Origin of the sequence: Bradyrhizobium sacchari, from assembly GCF_002068095.1 — a bacterium.
In the GTDB taxonomy this organism is placed as follows: Bacteria; Pseudomonadota; Alphaproteobacteria; order Rhizobiales; family Xanthobacteraceae; genus Bradyrhizobium; species Bradyrhizobium sacchari.
On record NZ_LWIG01000015.1, the window covers coordinates 6,130 to 21,210 of the forward strand.

Sequence of the window (15,081 nt, forward strand, 5' to 3'; positions counted from 1 at the left end):
AGCCGCCGTACCCTTCAGCAGCTGCCTGCGTGAAGTCGGCATCCTATCCTCCCTCAAAACCGTTGGTTGTTATTTTTTGCGAAGTATGGGGAGGGGGGCGGCGGAAAGTCAACATCGCGAAAGTCTGGGTCCGTCCTCCGCGGCCCGAACGCAATTGCGAAATGATGCCGCGAAATCGCGCAATCAGTGCTCCAGGCGGCGCGCCAGATAGCGCGCGGTCTTCCCGCCCGCCTTGGCGACCTGATGCGGTGTCCCCGCTGCGACGATAAGGCCACCCTCGTCGCCGGCGCCGGGGCCGAGATCGGTGATCCAGTCGCTGTGCGCCACGACATCCATGTCATGCTCGACCACGACCACGCTGTTGCCGGCGTCCACGATCCGATCGAGCTGGGCAATCAGCCGCTCGACATCCCGGGGATGAAGGCCGGTGGTAGGCTCGTCCAGGACATAGAGCGTGTGCCCGCGTTGGGGACGCATGAGCTCGGTCGCCAGCTTGATGCGCTGAGCTTCACCCCCGGACAGCTCGGTGGCGGACTGACCGAGGCGGATATAGCCGAGACCGACCTCGCGCACGACGGATAGCGAACGGTTCAAGGTGGCATCGTCGCGAAAGAAGTCGAAGGCCTCGTCGACGCGCATCGCCAGCACGTCCGCGATGGATTTGCCGCGGATCTTCACCTCGAGCGTCTTGTCGTTGTAGCGCGCACCCTTGCAGGTCGGGCAGGGTGCGTAGACGCTGGGCAGAAACAAGAGCTCGACGCAGACGAAGCCTTCGCCCTCACAGGTGGCGCATCGGCCTTTGGCGACATTGAACGAGAAGCGTCCAGCATCGTAGCGGCGAGCCTTGGCCTGCGGCGTTGCCGCGAAGAGTTTTCGCACATGGTCGAACAAGCCGGTGTAGGTCGCAAGGTTGGATCGCGGCGTGCGGCCGATCGGCTTCTGGTCGACGACGACGAGACGATCGAGCTTGCCGAGACCGGCAACGATCTTGCCGCCCAGGGTTTCGACCGTTGGTACCAGGCTGTCCTCGTCGGCATCAGTGGCAAGCGTGTGGCCGAGATGCCCCGCCACGGCCTCGACCAGAAACTGGCTGATCAGGCTCGATTTGCCGGAGCCCGACACGCCAGTGACACTGGCGAGGACACCGAGCGGGATATCGACGTCCAGGCCGCGGAGATTGTTGCGGACCACACCTCTGATCTTCAGATGCCCGTTCGGCTCGCGACGGGTCGTCGGCAGCTTCTTTCGCGGGTGCGCCAGATAGGTCGCGGTTCGCGATTGCGCGATGTCGCCGAGCCCGGCCGGCGGCCCGCTATAGAGGATCCGTCCGCCGCCGTCGCCGGCGTCGGGCCCGACATCCACCAGCCAGTCGGCATGACTGATCACCTCGATCTCGTGCTCGACCACGAAGATCGAGTTGCCCGCGTGCTTCAGCCGGTCGAGCGCACGCAGCAGCGCCTCGGTATCGACGGGGTGCAGTCCTGCGGATGGTTCGTCGAGCACGTAGACGACGCCGAACAGGTTGGAGCGGACCTGCGTCGCCAGACGCAAGCGCTGCAACTCGCCCGGGGACAGCGTCGGCGTGCTGCGCTCGCAGGCGAGATAGCCGAGGCCGAGGTCGAGCAGGACGGCGAGGCGCGCCGACAGGTCCTCGCAGACGCGCCGGGCGACGACGGCCTTCTCCGACCTGTCCGGCGAAGCTTTCGCGAACGGCTTGATCAGCTCCTGCAATTGCTTCAGCGGCAGGTGCGAGATCTCTGCGATATTGAGCCCGGCGAACTTCACCTTGAGCGCCTCCGGCTTCAGCCTCGTGCCATGACAGGTCGGACAGTCCTGCGTGACCATGAACTGCGCAACGCGGCGCTTCATCATTGCGCTCTCGGACTTGGCGTAGGTTTGCATCACGTAGCGCTTCGCGCCGGTGAACGTGCCTTGATAGCTCGGCTCCTCCTTGCGGCGCAGCGCCCGCTTGACCTCGGTGGCGTCGTAACCGGCATAGACCGGGACGGTCGGCTGCTCCTCGGTGAACAGGATCCACTCGCGGTCCTTCTTCGACAGCTCGCGCCAGGGCTTGTCCACGTCGTAGCCCAGCGTCGTCAGGATGTCCCGGAGGTTCTGTCCCTGCCAGGCGCTCGGCCACGCTGCGACGGCGCGCTCGCGGATCGTCTTGGTATCGTCAGGCACCATGGACTTCTCGGTGACGTCGAGCATCCTGCCGATGCCATGGCAGGTCGGGCAGGCGCCCTCCGGCGTGTTCGGCGAGAACGCCTCGGCATAGAGCATCGGTTGTCCCCGCGGGTAATCGCCGGCGCGGGAATAGAGCATCCTGAGCAGGTTCGAGATGGTCGTGACGCTGCCCACGGACGACCTCGCCGTCGGCGCGCCGCGCTGCTGCTGGAGCGCGATGGCGGGCGGCAGGCCCTCGATATCGTCGACTTCAGGGATCTGCATCTGGTGGAAGAGGCGCCGCGCATAGGGGGACACCGATTCCAGATAGCGCCGCTGTGCTTCCGCGTAGATCGTCCCGAAGGCGAGCGAAGATTTGCCGGAACCCGAGACGCCTGTGAACACGACCAGGGCGTTGCGCGGAATCTTGACGTCGACGTTCTTGAGATTGTGCTCGCGGGCGCCCCGGACCCGGACGAAGCCATCGTCCTGCATCAGGCTCTCGGATTGTTTCGGTCGGTCGTCCATCTGGCTCCTCCGGCTACATCCGGGCACTAACGGCAAGATCGCAGGATGGGTCCTTTGATGCCAGCAGCCACACCTCACAAAGCGAAGGCTCTCGCGATGCTGGCGGCGGATGACGAGTGGTGGTGCAGCGAGAGGGCTCGCGGCGCACGGATGCAACAAGACTAGCTCGCGTAGCCCCGTTCCAAGGCTTGCCGCTGCCGGTGCCGGTCCAGCGCCAGACCAACGAGGCGGGTCAGCAGTTCGCCATAGGGGACGCCCGAGGCTTCCATCATCTTCGGATACATGCTGATCGAGGTGAAGCCGGGCAGGGTGTTGATCTCGTTGAAGTAGAACTCTCCGCTCTGCCGGTCGAGGAAAAAATCGACACGCGCGAAGCCGCTGCATTCGAGCGCCGCGAAAACCTGCGTCGCCAGCGACCGGACGCGCTCCATCTGTGCCGTATCGAGCCTGGCCGGCAGGTCGACCCGGGCGCCGTCGGGATCGAGATATTTTGCCTCGTACGAATAGAACTCGTGATGGGCATTGGGGTTCAATTCGCTGGCAAGGCTCGCGAACAGCGTCTCGCCCTCAAGCACCGCGACCTCGATCTCGCGCGCGTCGATGCCCTGTTCGACCAGCACCTTGATGTCGTAACGAAACGCATCGTCGAGCGCCGGTCCGAGCGCATCCAAAGTCTTCACCTTGTGAATGCCGACGCTGGAGCCCATGTTGCACGGCTTGACGAAGACCGGCAGGCTCAGGCCCTCCACCGCCTTCGCAAGCGATGAGGCGCGGTCCTGCGCGAAGGACCTGCGGGTGAGCACGCGATAGGGCGCGACCGGAATGCCGGCGAATTCGGCGAGCCGCTTGGCGACGTCCTTGTCCATGCTGACGGCGGAGGCGAGAACGCCGGATCCGACATAGGCGACGTCAGCCAATTCCAGCAGGCCTTGTACGGTGCCGTCCTCGCAAAGTGGTCCGTGGATCACCGGAAAGACGACGTCGATCTCGAGCGGAGCCATCGTCCCCGCGGAAATCGGCATGAGCGCGACGCGTCCGTCGGGTTCTCTGGCGAGCCGTATCTCCGGTGCGTCGGGCAGGATCGGCAAGGACGTCGTCTGCGCCAGATTGAGCGCACCAAGATCGTTTAATTGCCACCGACCTTCCTTGTCGATGGAGACCGGGATCACCTCGAAGCGGGTCCGGTCGAGATGCCTGAATGCGGAGGCCGCCGATTTCAGCGAGACCTCATGCTCACCGGACCTGCCGCCATAGAGAACAACGACGCGAATTTTGTCTGCCAATATTTTCTCTGTCATGGCTCGATTATGACGTGCTCTGCCCGAAAGTCACGCCGGTTGGCGCGTCGATCAAAACAGTTCGGCGCCGGCGAGGCACGCCGGCGCCGTGTCGTGACAGGCCTCGTTGCGCTTCAGCCCGGCCCCGCGCCCTGCGTCGCCGTATACACCGCATAGAGCGACTGGCTCGCGGCCATGAACAGGCGGTTGCGCTTGGGGCCGCCGAAGCAGATGTTGCCGCAGACTTCCGGCAGGCGGATGCGGCCGAGCAGCTTGCCCTCCGGGGACCACACGGTGACGCCGTTATAGCCGACCGCGCGGCCGGCATTGCTGGAGGACCAGACATTGCCGTTGACGTCGCAGCGCAGGCCGTCGGGTCCGCACTTCACGCCGTCGATCACGCAATCGCTGAACTTCTTGAGGTTGGAGAGCTTGTTATCGCTGCCGACGTCGAAGACAAAAATCTCGCCCTTGCCGCCGGGGCCGGTGTCGCCCGGTCCCTTGCCGGTCGAGGCGATGTAGAGCTTCTTGTAGTCGGGCGAGAAGCACAGGCCGTTCGGGTCGGGCACCTGATCCTCGGTGACGACGAGGTCGATGCGGCCGGAGGGGTCGATGCGGTAGCAGTTGGTCGGCAGCTCGCGCTTGCCCGGCACGAAGCCGGCCGGCTGCCCGATCCGCGGATTGAGCTTGCCACCTGCGTTGCTCGGGCCGCCCGCGACGTCAGGCTCGCCTTCATAGAGCTGGCCGCCATAGGGCGGATCGGTGAACCAGTAGCTGCCGTCGGGATGCGCGACGACGTCATTCGGCGAGTTCAGCCGCTTGCCCTGGTAGGAGTCCGCCAGCACCGTGGCGGTGCCGTCATGCTCGTAGCGCGTTACCCGGCGCGTCAGGTGCTCGCAGGAGAGCTGGCGGCCCTGGAAGTCGAAGGAGTTGCCGTTGGAGTTGTTGGAGGGCGAGCGGAAAACGCTGACGCGGCCGTCGTCCTCGGTCCAGCGCATCTGCCGGTTGTTGGGGATGTCGCTCCAGAGCAGATAGCGGCCCTGTGCGCTCCAGGCCGGGCCCTCGGCCCACAACAGGCCGGTATAGAGACGCTTGATCGCGGTGTTGGGCTGCGCGAGATCGTTGAAGGACGGATCGACCGCGATGATGTCGGGGTCCCAGAAATAAGTGGTCGGCGCGCCGCCTGGGCCAAAATCGCGCGGCGGCGTCGTGATCGTCGTCGGCGGTGCGGCAGGCCCGGTCTGGGCCAGAGCGGGGCCGGCCAAACTGGCCGCGGCGCCGAACGCAAGTCCCCGGACAAGTGTTCGTCGTGAAAGCGCAGCATCCTGGTCACGCTGCTCCTGTTCAGGAGCTTCCTGGCGTGTCATCGCGTCCTCCCGGTCATGTTCGGCTGGCCGGTTGATCCGGCCGAGCGAGGCGAAGGTTAGTCCGGTCCGCGTCCAGTTGCGAGGGGCAGGTTCGCAGCCTCTGCGCGATGCCGCAAGACCGCCGCGACATCGCCGCATTGCAGCTGCACGAGGAGCAAGGCGACAATTCGCCTCGCCCGCCAGCAGTTAATCGCGACCGGTTTTGAGACCTGTCAAGCCTTGACCTCGTGCGCGATGCTGGCAGAACGTTGCTCGGGGGAGAAGAGGCCGGAACTCATGGCGCTAGCTATCGTCGTCCTGATCATGCTGCTCGCGATTGCATTTGCGGCCGGCTATTTCACGCGCGAATATGCCTCCCGCAAACGACGCGCGGAGGCGCGCCGCTGGCGCGAATATGCCGAGCCGGATTGGCTCAGCGCCAATGCGCCCGCCAACACCAATGAGGTCACGAACAAGGCTGCGCCCGTGGCCACCGGCGAACTCGGCCAGATGCTGGATCGCTGGGAGAGCCGGGCGCGTGCCCGCCGCGCGGGATAGCTCGACGTTGCCCCTCAGTTCGGATAAAGCGAAGTAAACTCCGGGCTTGCGGGTCGCAAGGACGCGGCGATTGCCGCGAACTCTACGACATCACCGCCACCTTGAGGTGATGGACCGACAAGGGCAGTTGTTGATGCGCGCGATCAACGTCCAATCAGGTCAGCCTTCCTGACCATCTTTTGGCGTTGCAGTTGCGCCCGTTTCTCGTCTAGAAACAGGCCCATCGGGCCACCCGGCAACCAACCTTCAACGGTTTTGACCGAGAATTTCAGGGCTCAAAAGGGTCTGGCAATGCTGATTCGCGGCCAAATCGATGGGATTTCGCAGGAGGTGGCTCTGGCCGCCGCCACGATCCCGGCTGCGCTGCCCACCCTCCTTCTTGGCGGGCTTCTTCTTAGCTGCCCCTGAGGGCCGGCTGGGCGCAACGCGCCTGGGCGCTCAGGGGCTGGTCGAGATCACCGGACACCTCAGGCGCCAACGGACCAAAACGGTCTGAACGGCGCAAAAAGCTCAAAAGGAATTTGAAATGGCCACCGTGAACAAGTCCGAGAAGGACCGCGTCATCATTTTCGACACCACGCTGCGCGACGGCGAGCAGTGCCCCGGCGCCACCATGACCTTCGAGGAGAAGCTCGAGGTCGCCGAGCTGCTGGATGATATGGGCGTGGACGTCATCGAAGCCGGCTTCCCCATCACCTCCGAAGGCGACTTCCAGGCGGTGAGCGAGATCGCCCGCCGCTCCAAGAACTCGGTGATCGCCGGCCTGTCGCGCGCCCATCCCGCCGACATCGACCGCTGCGCCGAGGCCGTGAAGTTCGCCAAGCGCGGCCGCGTTCATACAGTGATCGCGACCTCGCCGCTGCACATGCGGGTGAAGCTGAACAAGACGCCGGAGCAGGTGATCGAGACCTCCGTCGCCATGGTTGCGCGCGCCCGCAACCAGATCGACGACGTCGAATGGTCGGCCGAGGACGGCACCCGCAGCGAGATGGATTTTCTCTGCCGCATCGTCGAAGCCGTCATCAAGGCCGGCGCCACCACGGTGAACATCCCCGACACCGTCGGCTACACGGTGCCGGAGGAATACACCCACTTCATGAAGACGCTGATCGAGCGCGTGCCCAATTCAGATAAGGCCGTGTTCTCGGTCCATTGCCATAACGACCTCGGCATGGCGGTTGCGAACTCGCTGGCCGGCATCGTCGGCGGCGCGCGCCAGGTCGAGTGCACGATCAACGGCATCGGCGAGCGGGCCGGCAACGCTGCGCTCGAAGAGATCGTGATGGCGATCAACGTGCGCAACGACAAATTCCCGTACTGGAACAAGATCGACACCACGCAGCTGACCCGCGCCTCGAAGGTGGTGTCGGCGGCGACCTCGTTTCCCGTCCAGTACAACAAGGCCATCGTCGGGCGGAACGCCTTCGCGCATGAAAGCGGCATCCACCAGGACGGCGTGCTGAAGGATGCTTCCACCTACGAGATCATGCGGCCCGAGATGGTCGGCCTGAAGCAGTCCTCGCTGGTGCTCGGCAAGCATTCCGGCCGCCACGCCTTCGTGCACAAGCTGGAGGAGATGGGCTACAAGCTCGGCCCGAACCAACTGGAAGATGCGTTCACGCGGATGAAAGCGCTGGCCGACCGCAAGAAGGACATCTACGACGAGGACATCGAGGCGCTGGTTGACGAGGAGATGGCAGCTTCGCACGACCGCATCAAGCTGACCTCGCTGACCGTGATCGCCGGCACCCATGGTCCGCAGCGCGCGACCATGAAGCTGGACGTCGACGGCCAGATCAAGATCGAGGAAGCCGAGGGCAATGGTCCGGTCGATGCGGTGTTCAACTGCATCAAGCGCCTGGTGCCGCATGAGGCGAAGCTCGAGCTGTACCAGGTCCACGCCGTGACCGAAGGCACCGACGCGCAGGCGGAAGTCTCGGTGCGGCTGTCGCAGGATGGCCGTTCGATGACGGCGCGTGCGGCGGACCCGGATACGCTGGTGGCTTCGGCCAAGGCCTATCTCGGCGCGCTGAACAAGATCGTCATGAAGCGCCAGCGCGACACGGTGACGACCGCCGCGGCGGGCTGACGTTTACGCTGCTGCGCGTTGGCTTCGCCCCTCCCGCTTGCGGGAGAGGCCGACGCGAGCGAAGCGCGCGGCGGGTGGGGGGTCTTTCCTCATAGGGAATGTCCCGTTGTAGAGACACCCTCTCCCCAACCCTCTCCCGCAAGCGGGAGAGGGCGCGCACCGGCGCTTTAGGCGTTCATGATGAATAGCTGCCCTGCTAACGGCCAATAGCACCTGTCCCTGCTTCCCGATAAACCTGCCTCCCAAGAATTTAAGGCCTGGGGCCGGTGGTCCGCGCCCCACAAAAACGTACTGGAGGAAGCATGCGGAAACTCATTTGGGCTGCGGCATCGATTGCGGCTTTGGCGCTGACCGGGCCGGCATCGGCGCAGTCGCCGATCATCATCAAGTTCAGCCACGTCGTCGCCACCGACACGCCGAAGGGCAAGGCGTCGGAGAAGTTCAAGGAGCTTGCCGAAAAGTACACCGGCGGCAAGGTCAAGGTCGAGGTCTACCCGAACTCGACGCTCTACAAGGACAAGGAAGAGCTCGAGGCGCTTCAGCTCGGCAGTGTGCAGATGCTGGCGCCGTCCAACTCCAAGTTCGGCCCGCTCGGCATCCGCGAGTTCGAGGTGTTCGATCTGCCCTACATCCTGCCCGACCTGAAGACGCTGCGGAAGGTGACGGAAGGCCCGCTCGGGGCGCGGCTGCTCAAGCAGCTCGAGCCCAAAGGCATCACCGGCCTTGCCTATTGGGACAACGGGTTCAAGCAGATGAGCGCGAACAAGAAGCTGATCGCGCCCGCCGACTATCAAGGCGTCAAATTCCGCATCCAGTCCTCGCGCGTGCTGCAGGCCCAGTTCAAGACGCTCGGCTCGCTGCCGCAGGTGATGGCTTTCGGGGAGGTCTACCAGGCGCTGCAGACCGGCGTGGTCGACGGTCAGGAGAACACCTGGTCGAACATCTATACCCAGAAGATGCACGAGGTGCAGAAGTACATCACCGAGACCAACCACGGCTACATCGGCTACGTCGTGATCGTGAACAAGAAGTTCTGGGACGACCTGCCGGCCGACATCCGCGACCAGCTGTCGAAGGCGATGAAAGAAGCCACCGACTTCAACAACGCGCAGTCGCAGAAGGAGAACGACGACGCACTGGCCGAGATCAAGAAGAGCGGCAAGAGCGAGATCATCAAGCTGACGGGCGAGCAGGACGAGGCGATGCGCAAGGCGATGGAGCCGGTCTACAAGGACGCTGCGAGCCGCGTCGGGCAGCCGCTGATCGACGAGTTCCTGAAGGAAGCCAAGAGCACGACGAACTGACGCGCGTCAGTTGCGGATAAATAATGCATGAACAGAGGGCTTCCGCGCACCGCACGGAAGCCCGTTCTGTTGCAAATCGCTTCAGTCTGCATCTGAACGGGCATTCACGGCAGTTACATCTCGGTAAGAACGGCTTCCTGTCCAAGTTGTAAGTTGCGCGTCAACCTCCACGCGCCCATCCTCACGGGCATCCTTCCAGAGGAGGCTCGGATGAAGAAGTTCACCATCGCCGCCATCGCCGCGCTCAGCATTGCCGGCTCGGGCGCGGTCTATGCCCAATATCATCACCCGTGGATGGAGCACTTCCGCCACATCCGCATGAACCCGGAAGACCGCGCCGCCTTCGTCGACGCGCGGATCGCCGCAGTTCATGCCGGGCTGAAGCTCACCGCCGATCAGGAGAAGCTGTGGCCGCCGGTCGAGGCCGCCGTGCGCGATTTCGCCAAGCTGCGGATCGACCGCGCCAACGCGCGCATGAATGCCGGCCCGGGTGATGCCGCTAGCGCCGACAAGCCGGACGATCCGATTGCCCGCCTGCGCCAGCGCGCCGAGGACATGGGCGCCAGTTCCGCCGCCCTGAAGAAGATCGCCGATGCCGCCGATCCGCTCTACAAGACGCTCGACGAGGGCCAGAAGCGGCGCCTCGCCGTGCTGACCCGCCACCGCGGCCCGTTCGGCGGCGGTGAGGACGGCCCGCCCCGCCACTTCATGGAACGGGGCATGGACCGGATGATGGAGCGGAGCCTGGAACACTTCCACCGTGACCGTTTCGACCGCGATAGCGGCCCGGACCGGGACCGCGAGGGCCGGCTCTGAACCGGTACGGGATTTCCCGGGAATTAACTTTGGCGAAGCCGCTGGAATCCAGCGGCTTTTCGCTTTTTCGGGGCTGTGGAAGAACCTTGGAAAACATGCGCCACATCGCTTGCCATCCCCGGATCGCTTTGCTAAACGACCGGCCTCGCAAGGCTTTGACCGGCCTTTCGGGCGCATAGCTCAGTTGGTAGAGCAGCTGACTCTTAATCAGCGGGTCCCAGGTTCGAGCCCTGGTGCGCCCACCAAGTTCTTCAAGGACTTACCCTCGCGGACCGTTTGAGACGGCCGAATTAAAACGGTTTTTCAAACGGTGATTTTGGCGGCCGATCGGCGGGCCCACCCTCGGCATTGTGATCTACTTTGCTCGCCCAGGCGGAGGCGAAGCCGACCGAAGGCCGCCAGACAGAACCGCTTTTCAACGGGTCAGAGTCGCCCGATATAGCCGGCATTTTCCCACTTCTGTTCTATGTCGGCCCCGCGGCTGAACCCGATCAGAAAGACGCGATCGCCTTCCTCATGGAGGGCAATGCCGCAGTGTAGCAATCAACGATATTCCGCGTGATCCCGAGGCCCGTCGCCATGCTGGCGACATCCAGCCAATCTTGAAATGACCGCCGTCCGACGCCTAACCTAGACCGGCATCGTAGAAGGCGACCTGTTCGGATGGTTCGACCTTCGTGTCCGGGCCGACGCGGCAGGCGCGGCAGAGCTTGTAAACGTTCGTCCGCGCTTCGTCGAAATTGATGCCGCCGGCCCGGCCTGTACCGTCGGAGAAGATGACAATATTTTTCGGCATTGCACACCATCCCCAAAAGTGCGCCAAAGGCAAGTTAATATCATAGATTGCGGGCGCCGAAATGCGAGCTGGCTCACTTGCGCACAGCCCAAGGAGTAGCAATTGCCGCCGCATTTGAGTCATCTAAGGCTCAACTCGCCGCGGTCGCGCAAACGGCTCGGTCGGTTTTGCGGCCTATCGTGGGGCTGGGGTGGCGCTCACCGATCTATGGCGAGGTGCGGTCGTGTCCTACCAGATACCGATTGCGTCCGGTCGTTCTATGCTGCCAACGCGGGCGGCGCAGTATGTCCGCATGTCCCGGGACAGTCAGCGCTATTCGACGGCAAACCAAGCCGAGGTGATCGCGGCCTACGCCGCTGCCGAACCTTCGCGCCGCAAGGATCATAGCTAGCTAATCACATGCGCGAAAGCCCCATTTGCGAGAGCGCGGCCCGGCCGAGAAGACCGTAGGGATTGGCCAACGTTTCGATAATTTCAAAGTGATTGAGCTCCTTTCCGACTAAGAGCGAGACATCGTTGCCTGCACCTCGTGCGGCGATAGTGAAATCGCGAGCCTGGCGTTGGAATTCTGGAGTCTCTTGGGTACCGTAGGCGACAATTATTGGCGAAGCCATCTGTTCAAGATGGCGCTGCGGAGACAGAGCCTCTTCAATCGCATCGGTGAATGCTACATAATTCGATCGCGCGGATAGCCGGACAGGCTTCAGATCATACATGCCAGAGACAAGCAATCCGCCCTTGATGATGTCCGCAGGCAGGGCAAAGTCTTTCATCCAGTTGGTAGTAAGAGCAACGCTTGCCAAATGTGCACCAGATGAATGGCCCGAGATGTAAATCCTATTCGGATTTCCATCAAAGCTTGCAGCATTCTTGTAGATCCAACCGATCGCGCTACGCACTTGATTGGCGAGCGGCATAAGATCACCGTTCGTCTCGCGCACGTTCGTAAAGTCGACAGCAAGAAAATGGGCGCCTGCCTTGGTAAACATTTCCGCAGGAAATGCAAAGTTCTTGGCTTCCTCGAGAATCCATGCGCCTCCGTGTATAAAGACATGTATAGGGGCGTTCTCAGCATGTGTCGCGTAGCAGTCGATCCGTTCGATTGGGGTGGCGCCATACTCCAAACGGTGGGGAGCGCCAATGTGTTGTCGAGTGGTCTCGCTCGTTGATGCGTAGCGTTTGAGGATTTGATCCCAATTTGGCGCGAACTTCGCCTGATCGTAAGCATTGTCCAGTGCGGCCTGATCCATATCGAGCCAGACGCTTCGGCCTTGTGCTGTCTGAGCCCGCGCATAACTGGCCGCAGCACCAGTCGCGGCTGCCACCGCTGAGGCAATCAATGTTCTCCGTCCTATTGTCTTCGCCAGATTCATCTCGGGACCCCATTTACCTCTGATTTTACCTTGGGAGCCAACAGATCGTGCCGTCTATCCATTTGGAGCGTGCACAATCCGTATCGCGCGAGAAAATGACGACCCTCCGTTGCTAGTGGCACTGCTAGCAAGCGTGGTCTCAAGGTGCTGAGCGGACAGCGCGCCCGTCGCGCACACCGATAACAACTTGCTTGAGTGTCCTCGGTATCCCGGCACGTCATTCGCGCATATGCTCTCGAATCGCTGCGAAAATAACGTCGCCCATTGCAGCTCGCGCCTCAATGGTCGCGCTGCCTTGATGGGGTTGGAAAAGGACGCTCCGACGAGTGTTCAGAGCGTCCGGTACGTTAGGTTGATTTGCAAATACATCAAGTGACGCTTCCCCGAGTAATCCTTCATTCGGCGCGGTGATTGGTCAGGCTTCGTCGACCACAGAGCTGTGTCCGACATTAGGAGCGTCTCGATCGGCCGTCCGTTCATATTTGGACCTCAATCCGGATTGGTTGCGGCTCAATTCCCGATCGAAGTGCGATACTCCCGCATTTCCCTAGGCGTGGAACTGGCGGGAGCGATCGGCCGCGGTCTCGTTCAGATCGTGGCGACGGCGGTGCTAACGCGACGCGTCGGTTTTGCGTGTCAATAAAGGTCCTCGGAGCTCGGGGTAACGAACCCACGATAGGCGCTCTTTGAATGTTCTTCGCGCACTAATCGGATAGGCGCCGCTGCCAGTGGATAATGCGCTTCAGGGTGAGGCGAATCCTCAAAGGACTAGGAGGTCGTGGTGAGCGATGCAAAGCGCGGCGGCCGCGATCATGTCCTTCTATTCCCAAATATCGATAGTTCGATTAGGGTGTCGAATGCTTTTGGGCCTCGATGTGCTGTTGAGCAGATAATACTGAAGATGCAACCGGAAGATCTGGTTATGGCGTGTTTGCCCTTGGAAAGGCATCGTTTGTTTGAGACGCGCGATCCTGACGAGGCACGCGAGCGGGTCGGTAAGGTGTTCTGCCAGCATCAGCTTCGCTATGCTGGACGGGGACGAGGCTTATTTGCTCGGCAGAACTTCGTGCAACTCGGACATCTGGCGCTTAGCTATCTCGCGTATGGCGAAGAGATGATCATCGACGCTGGAGAGATTGAGAATAGTTATTTTTTGCGTCACGTTCGAAGTGGGAACTCCGAGATACGAGTAGGAAAGTATCAATTTCGTTGCAACTCTCGGATTGGGTCTGTTAGTTCCGCGACATTGCCACTCAGCATGCGCTGGAGCGCCGACTGTGCGCATTTGGCACTCAAGATAGATCGTCGAGCACTCGAACGCCACTTGAGCGACTTGCTTGGCAGTACAGTCGCGCGTCCGGTCGAGTTTGTACCCGAGCTGCCTTTGGACTCGGGACATGGCGCGAGCTACCGACGATTGATCGAATTCATATCCAATGAGCTTGATTGTGATAGCGCATTAACGGCGTCGCCGCTGGCCGTCGCAGGGCTTGAACAAATGCTTTTGACCTCTCTGCTCATGATGCAGCCGAGCAACTATTCCACGGCGCTATCCGCGCGGGTAAGTCCGGCCGCGCCGCGTCATGTGATCCGCGCGGAGGAGTACATCCGAGCACACGCGGATCGCCCAATCACAATAGGCCAACTAGCCGAAGTCGCCGGCGTCCATACGCGAACACTCTTTGAGGGGTTTCAGCGCTTCCGCGGTACAACGCCCTTTGCGATGTTAAGGGCTGTCCGCCTTGAGCGGGTCCATACCGAGCTCAAGTCAGCGGGCGCTTCTGGGTGCGTCTCGGACATCGCGCTCAAATGGGGTTTCGCGCATTTGGGGCGGTTCGCCCAGATCTATCGTCGACGCTTTGGCGAATTGCCTTCCGCGACACTGCGACGCTAAAGCGTTGGATATCGCGCCGCCGAGCGTCGGCATAGTTGAATCTCTGCGAATTAACGAAGATCAAGCGCGCAGGATCGGCAAGCCCGGGCGCCTACGATTGATTACCGAAGCTCGCGCAAAGGCGATGTTGTGACGATAAGTAACGTGACGTTGTGTTCGGACTGCTGATTTCTTTCACGCACGCCTCATGCTGTGGAGTCAATGTGACCCTGAGTTCGCATGGACATAGAAAATACGGAGCCACCAGCCGGCTCATGAGTGAAATGCGGCTGCCGAACCTACATGCCGAACGGGAGTTCAAGCCGGTCATCACGAGCCGGGCATTTGCGAAAGTAACGAAATGGCATTCGTGCTTTCGGGCCGCACCGAAGAGGAGCTCAAGCGAAGTGTTCGTCGACGCTCGAAGGGTACGTGCCCGATTGCGACGCCACGGTGGTGACTCGCGTCCTCGACGCTGGTGGCACCATTCTGGAAAAATCCAATTGCGAATTCTTCTGCTTTTCGGCGGGCAGTCACACCAATGCGACCGCCCCGACGCACAATCCGCGCCGGCGCGGTTATAGCGCCGGAGGCTCGTCATCGGGATGCGCTGCCGCAGTCGCGGCAGGCGAAGTCGACCTCGCCATCGGCTGCGACCAGGGCGGCTCGATCCGCGCACCCGCAAAATCCGGCTGCCAATAGCAACGTGCTCAGTCAACGGCTTGTGATGGCCGTATTTTGAAGAGCGTTGGCGCCGTGCGAGACCGCTCCCCGACGGTGGCAGATGCACTGCGACGCCTAGCTCCGGTCAAATCCAATACGTTGGACGCTGAATTCAATTTCATCGGCTTCTAGACTCCACATTCTGCAGTTAACTGTTCAGCGCAAAAGCAACCGGGCCTACGTCAATAGGTCCGAACCAGCGATACCTCGAGGCGTCTCGGAGCATTGATCG

The 15,081-nt window shown here is 62.0% G+C and carries 10 protein-coding genes, 1 tRNA gene and 1 pseudogene; 7 read left to right on the top strand and 5 right to left on the bottom strand.

Features of this window, described 5'->3' with window-relative positions; genetic code table 11:
• Positions 1-183 precede the first annotated feature (183 nt).
• The 3 genes from uvrA to A5906_RS21525 form a co-directional block, all read right to left on the bottom strand.
• Positions 184-2,694: an excinuclease ABC subunit UvrA gene (uvrA, locus tag A5906_RS21515; RefSeq protein WP_080137330.1), complete on the bottom strand. Its 2,511-nt coding sequence runs from the start codon at positions 2,692-2,694 to the stop codon at positions 184-186.
• A 161-nt stretch (positions 2,695-2,855) separates the two neighbouring features.
• Positions 2,856-3,977 (bottom strand): D-alanine--D-alanine ligase family protein, encoded by a 1,122-nt coding sequence (locus A5906_RS21520; RefSeq protein WP_080137331.1) that lies wholly within the window; start codon positions 3,975-3,977, stop codon positions 2,856-2,858.
• A 128-nt stretch (positions 3,978-4,105) separates the two neighbouring features.
• Complete coding sequence (locus tag A5906_RS21525) at positions 4,106-5,338, bottom strand: SMP-30/gluconolactonase/LRE family protein (protein WP_080137332.1); 1,233 nt, start codon at positions 5,336-5,338, stop codon at positions 4,106-4,108.
• 276 nt (positions 5,339-5,614) lie between these two features.
• Here A5906_RS21525 and A5906_RS21530 point away from each other — a divergent pair, with 276 nt between their 5' ends.
• The 5 genes from A5906_RS21530 to A5906_RS21550 all read left to right on the top strand — a co-directional run bounded on the left by A5906_RS21530 (position 5,615) and on the right by A5906_RS21550 (position 10,329).
• The gene (locus A5906_RS21530) at positions 5,615-5,875 is read left to right on the top strand and encodes a hypothetical protein (protein WP_080137333.1); all 261 of its coding nucleotides are present in this window, start codon (positions 5,615-5,617) and stop codon (positions 5,873-5,875) included.
• A gap of 526 nt (positions 5,876-6,401) precedes the next feature.
• Positions 6,402-7,964: a 2-isopropylmalate synthase gene (locus A5906_RS21535; RefSeq protein WP_080137334.1), complete on the top strand. Its 1,563-nt coding sequence runs from the start codon at positions 6,402-6,404 to the stop codon at positions 7,962-7,964.
• 302 nt (positions 7,965-8,266) lie between these two features.
• The gene (locus A5906_RS21540; protein WP_080137335.1) at positions 8,267-9,268 is read left to right on the top strand and encodes a TRAP transporter substrate-binding protein; all 1,002 of its coding nucleotides are present in this window, start codon (positions 8,267-8,269) and stop codon (positions 9,266-9,268) included.
• 210 nt (positions 9,269-9,478) lie between these two features.
• The gene (locus tag A5906_RS21545) at positions 9,479-10,084 is read left to right on the top strand and encodes a Spy/CpxP family protein refolding chaperone (protein ID WP_186465167.1); all 606 of its coding nucleotides are present in this window, start codon (positions 9,479-9,481) and stop codon (positions 10,082-10,084) included.
• A gap of 169 nt (positions 10,085-10,253) precedes the next feature.
• Positions 10,254-10,329: transfer RNA gene (locus A5906_RS21550), tRNA-Lys, on the top strand.
• Between the two features lie 380 nt (positions 10,330-10,709).
• Here A5906_RS21550 and A5906_RS44790 read toward each other — a convergent pair.
• Both A5906_RS44790 and A5906_RS21560 read right to left on the bottom strand, forming a co-directional pair.
• Positions 10,710-10,880: a phospholipase effector Tle1 domain-containing protein gene (locus A5906_RS44790; protein ID WP_245326838.1), complete on the bottom strand. Its 171-nt coding sequence runs from the start codon at positions 10,878-10,880 to the stop codon at positions 10,710-10,712.
• A gap of 395 nt (positions 10,881-11,275) precedes the next feature.
• Positions 11,276-12,253, bottom strand: a complete 978-nt coding sequence (locus tag A5906_RS21560) for an alpha/beta hydrolase (RefSeq protein WP_080137337.1) — start codon at positions 12,251-12,253, stop codon at positions 11,276-11,278.
• 781 nt (positions 12,254-13,034) lie between these two features.
• Between A5906_RS21560 and A5906_RS21565 the strand changes: the two genes are divergently transcribed.
• Complete coding sequence (locus tag A5906_RS21565; protein WP_136615393.1) at positions 13,035-14,147, top strand: AraC family transcriptional regulator; 1,113 nt, start codon at positions 13,035-13,037, stop codon at positions 14,145-14,147.
• Between the two features lie 390 nt (positions 14,148-14,537).
• A pseudogene (locus tag A5906_RS21570) lies at positions 14,538-14,810 on the top strand (amidase family protein); the annotation flags it as partial.
• Positions 14,811-15,081: the final 271 nt, after the last annotated feature.

Excerpts from the sequence above, each read along its gene's own strand:
- uvrA (WP_080137330.1), bottom strand. The coding sequence starts at position 2,694 with ATGGACGACCGACCGAAACAATCCGAGAGCCTGATGCAGGACGATGGC.
- A5906_RS21525 (WP_080137332.1), bottom strand. The coding sequence starts at position 5,338 with ATGACACGCCAGGAAGCTCCTGAACAGGAGCAGCGTGACCAGGATGCT.
- A5906_RS21530 (WP_080137333.1), top strand. The coding sequence starts at position 5,615 with ATGGCGCTAGCTATCGTCGTCCTGATCATGCTGCTCGCGATTGCATTT.
- A5906_RS21535 (WP_080137334.1), top strand. The coding sequence starts at position 6,402 with ATGGCCACCGTGAACAAGTCCGAGAAGGACCGCGTCATCATTTTCGAC.
- A5906_RS21540 (WP_080137335.1), top strand. The coding sequence starts at position 8,267 with ATGCGGAAACTCATTTGGGCTGCGGCATCGATTGCGGCTTTGGCGCTG.
- A5906_RS21545 (WP_186465167.1), top strand. The coding sequence starts at position 9,479 with ATGAAGAAGTTCACCATCGCCGCCATCGCCGCGCTCAGCATTGCCGGC.
- A5906_RS44790 (WP_245326838.1), bottom strand. The coding sequence starts at position 10,880 with ATGCCGAAAAATATTGTCATCTTCTCCGACGGTACAGGCCGGGCCGGC.
- A5906_RS21560 (WP_080137337.1), bottom strand. The coding sequence starts at position 12,253 with ATGAATCTGGCGAAGACAATAGGACGGAGAACATTGATTGCCTCAGCG.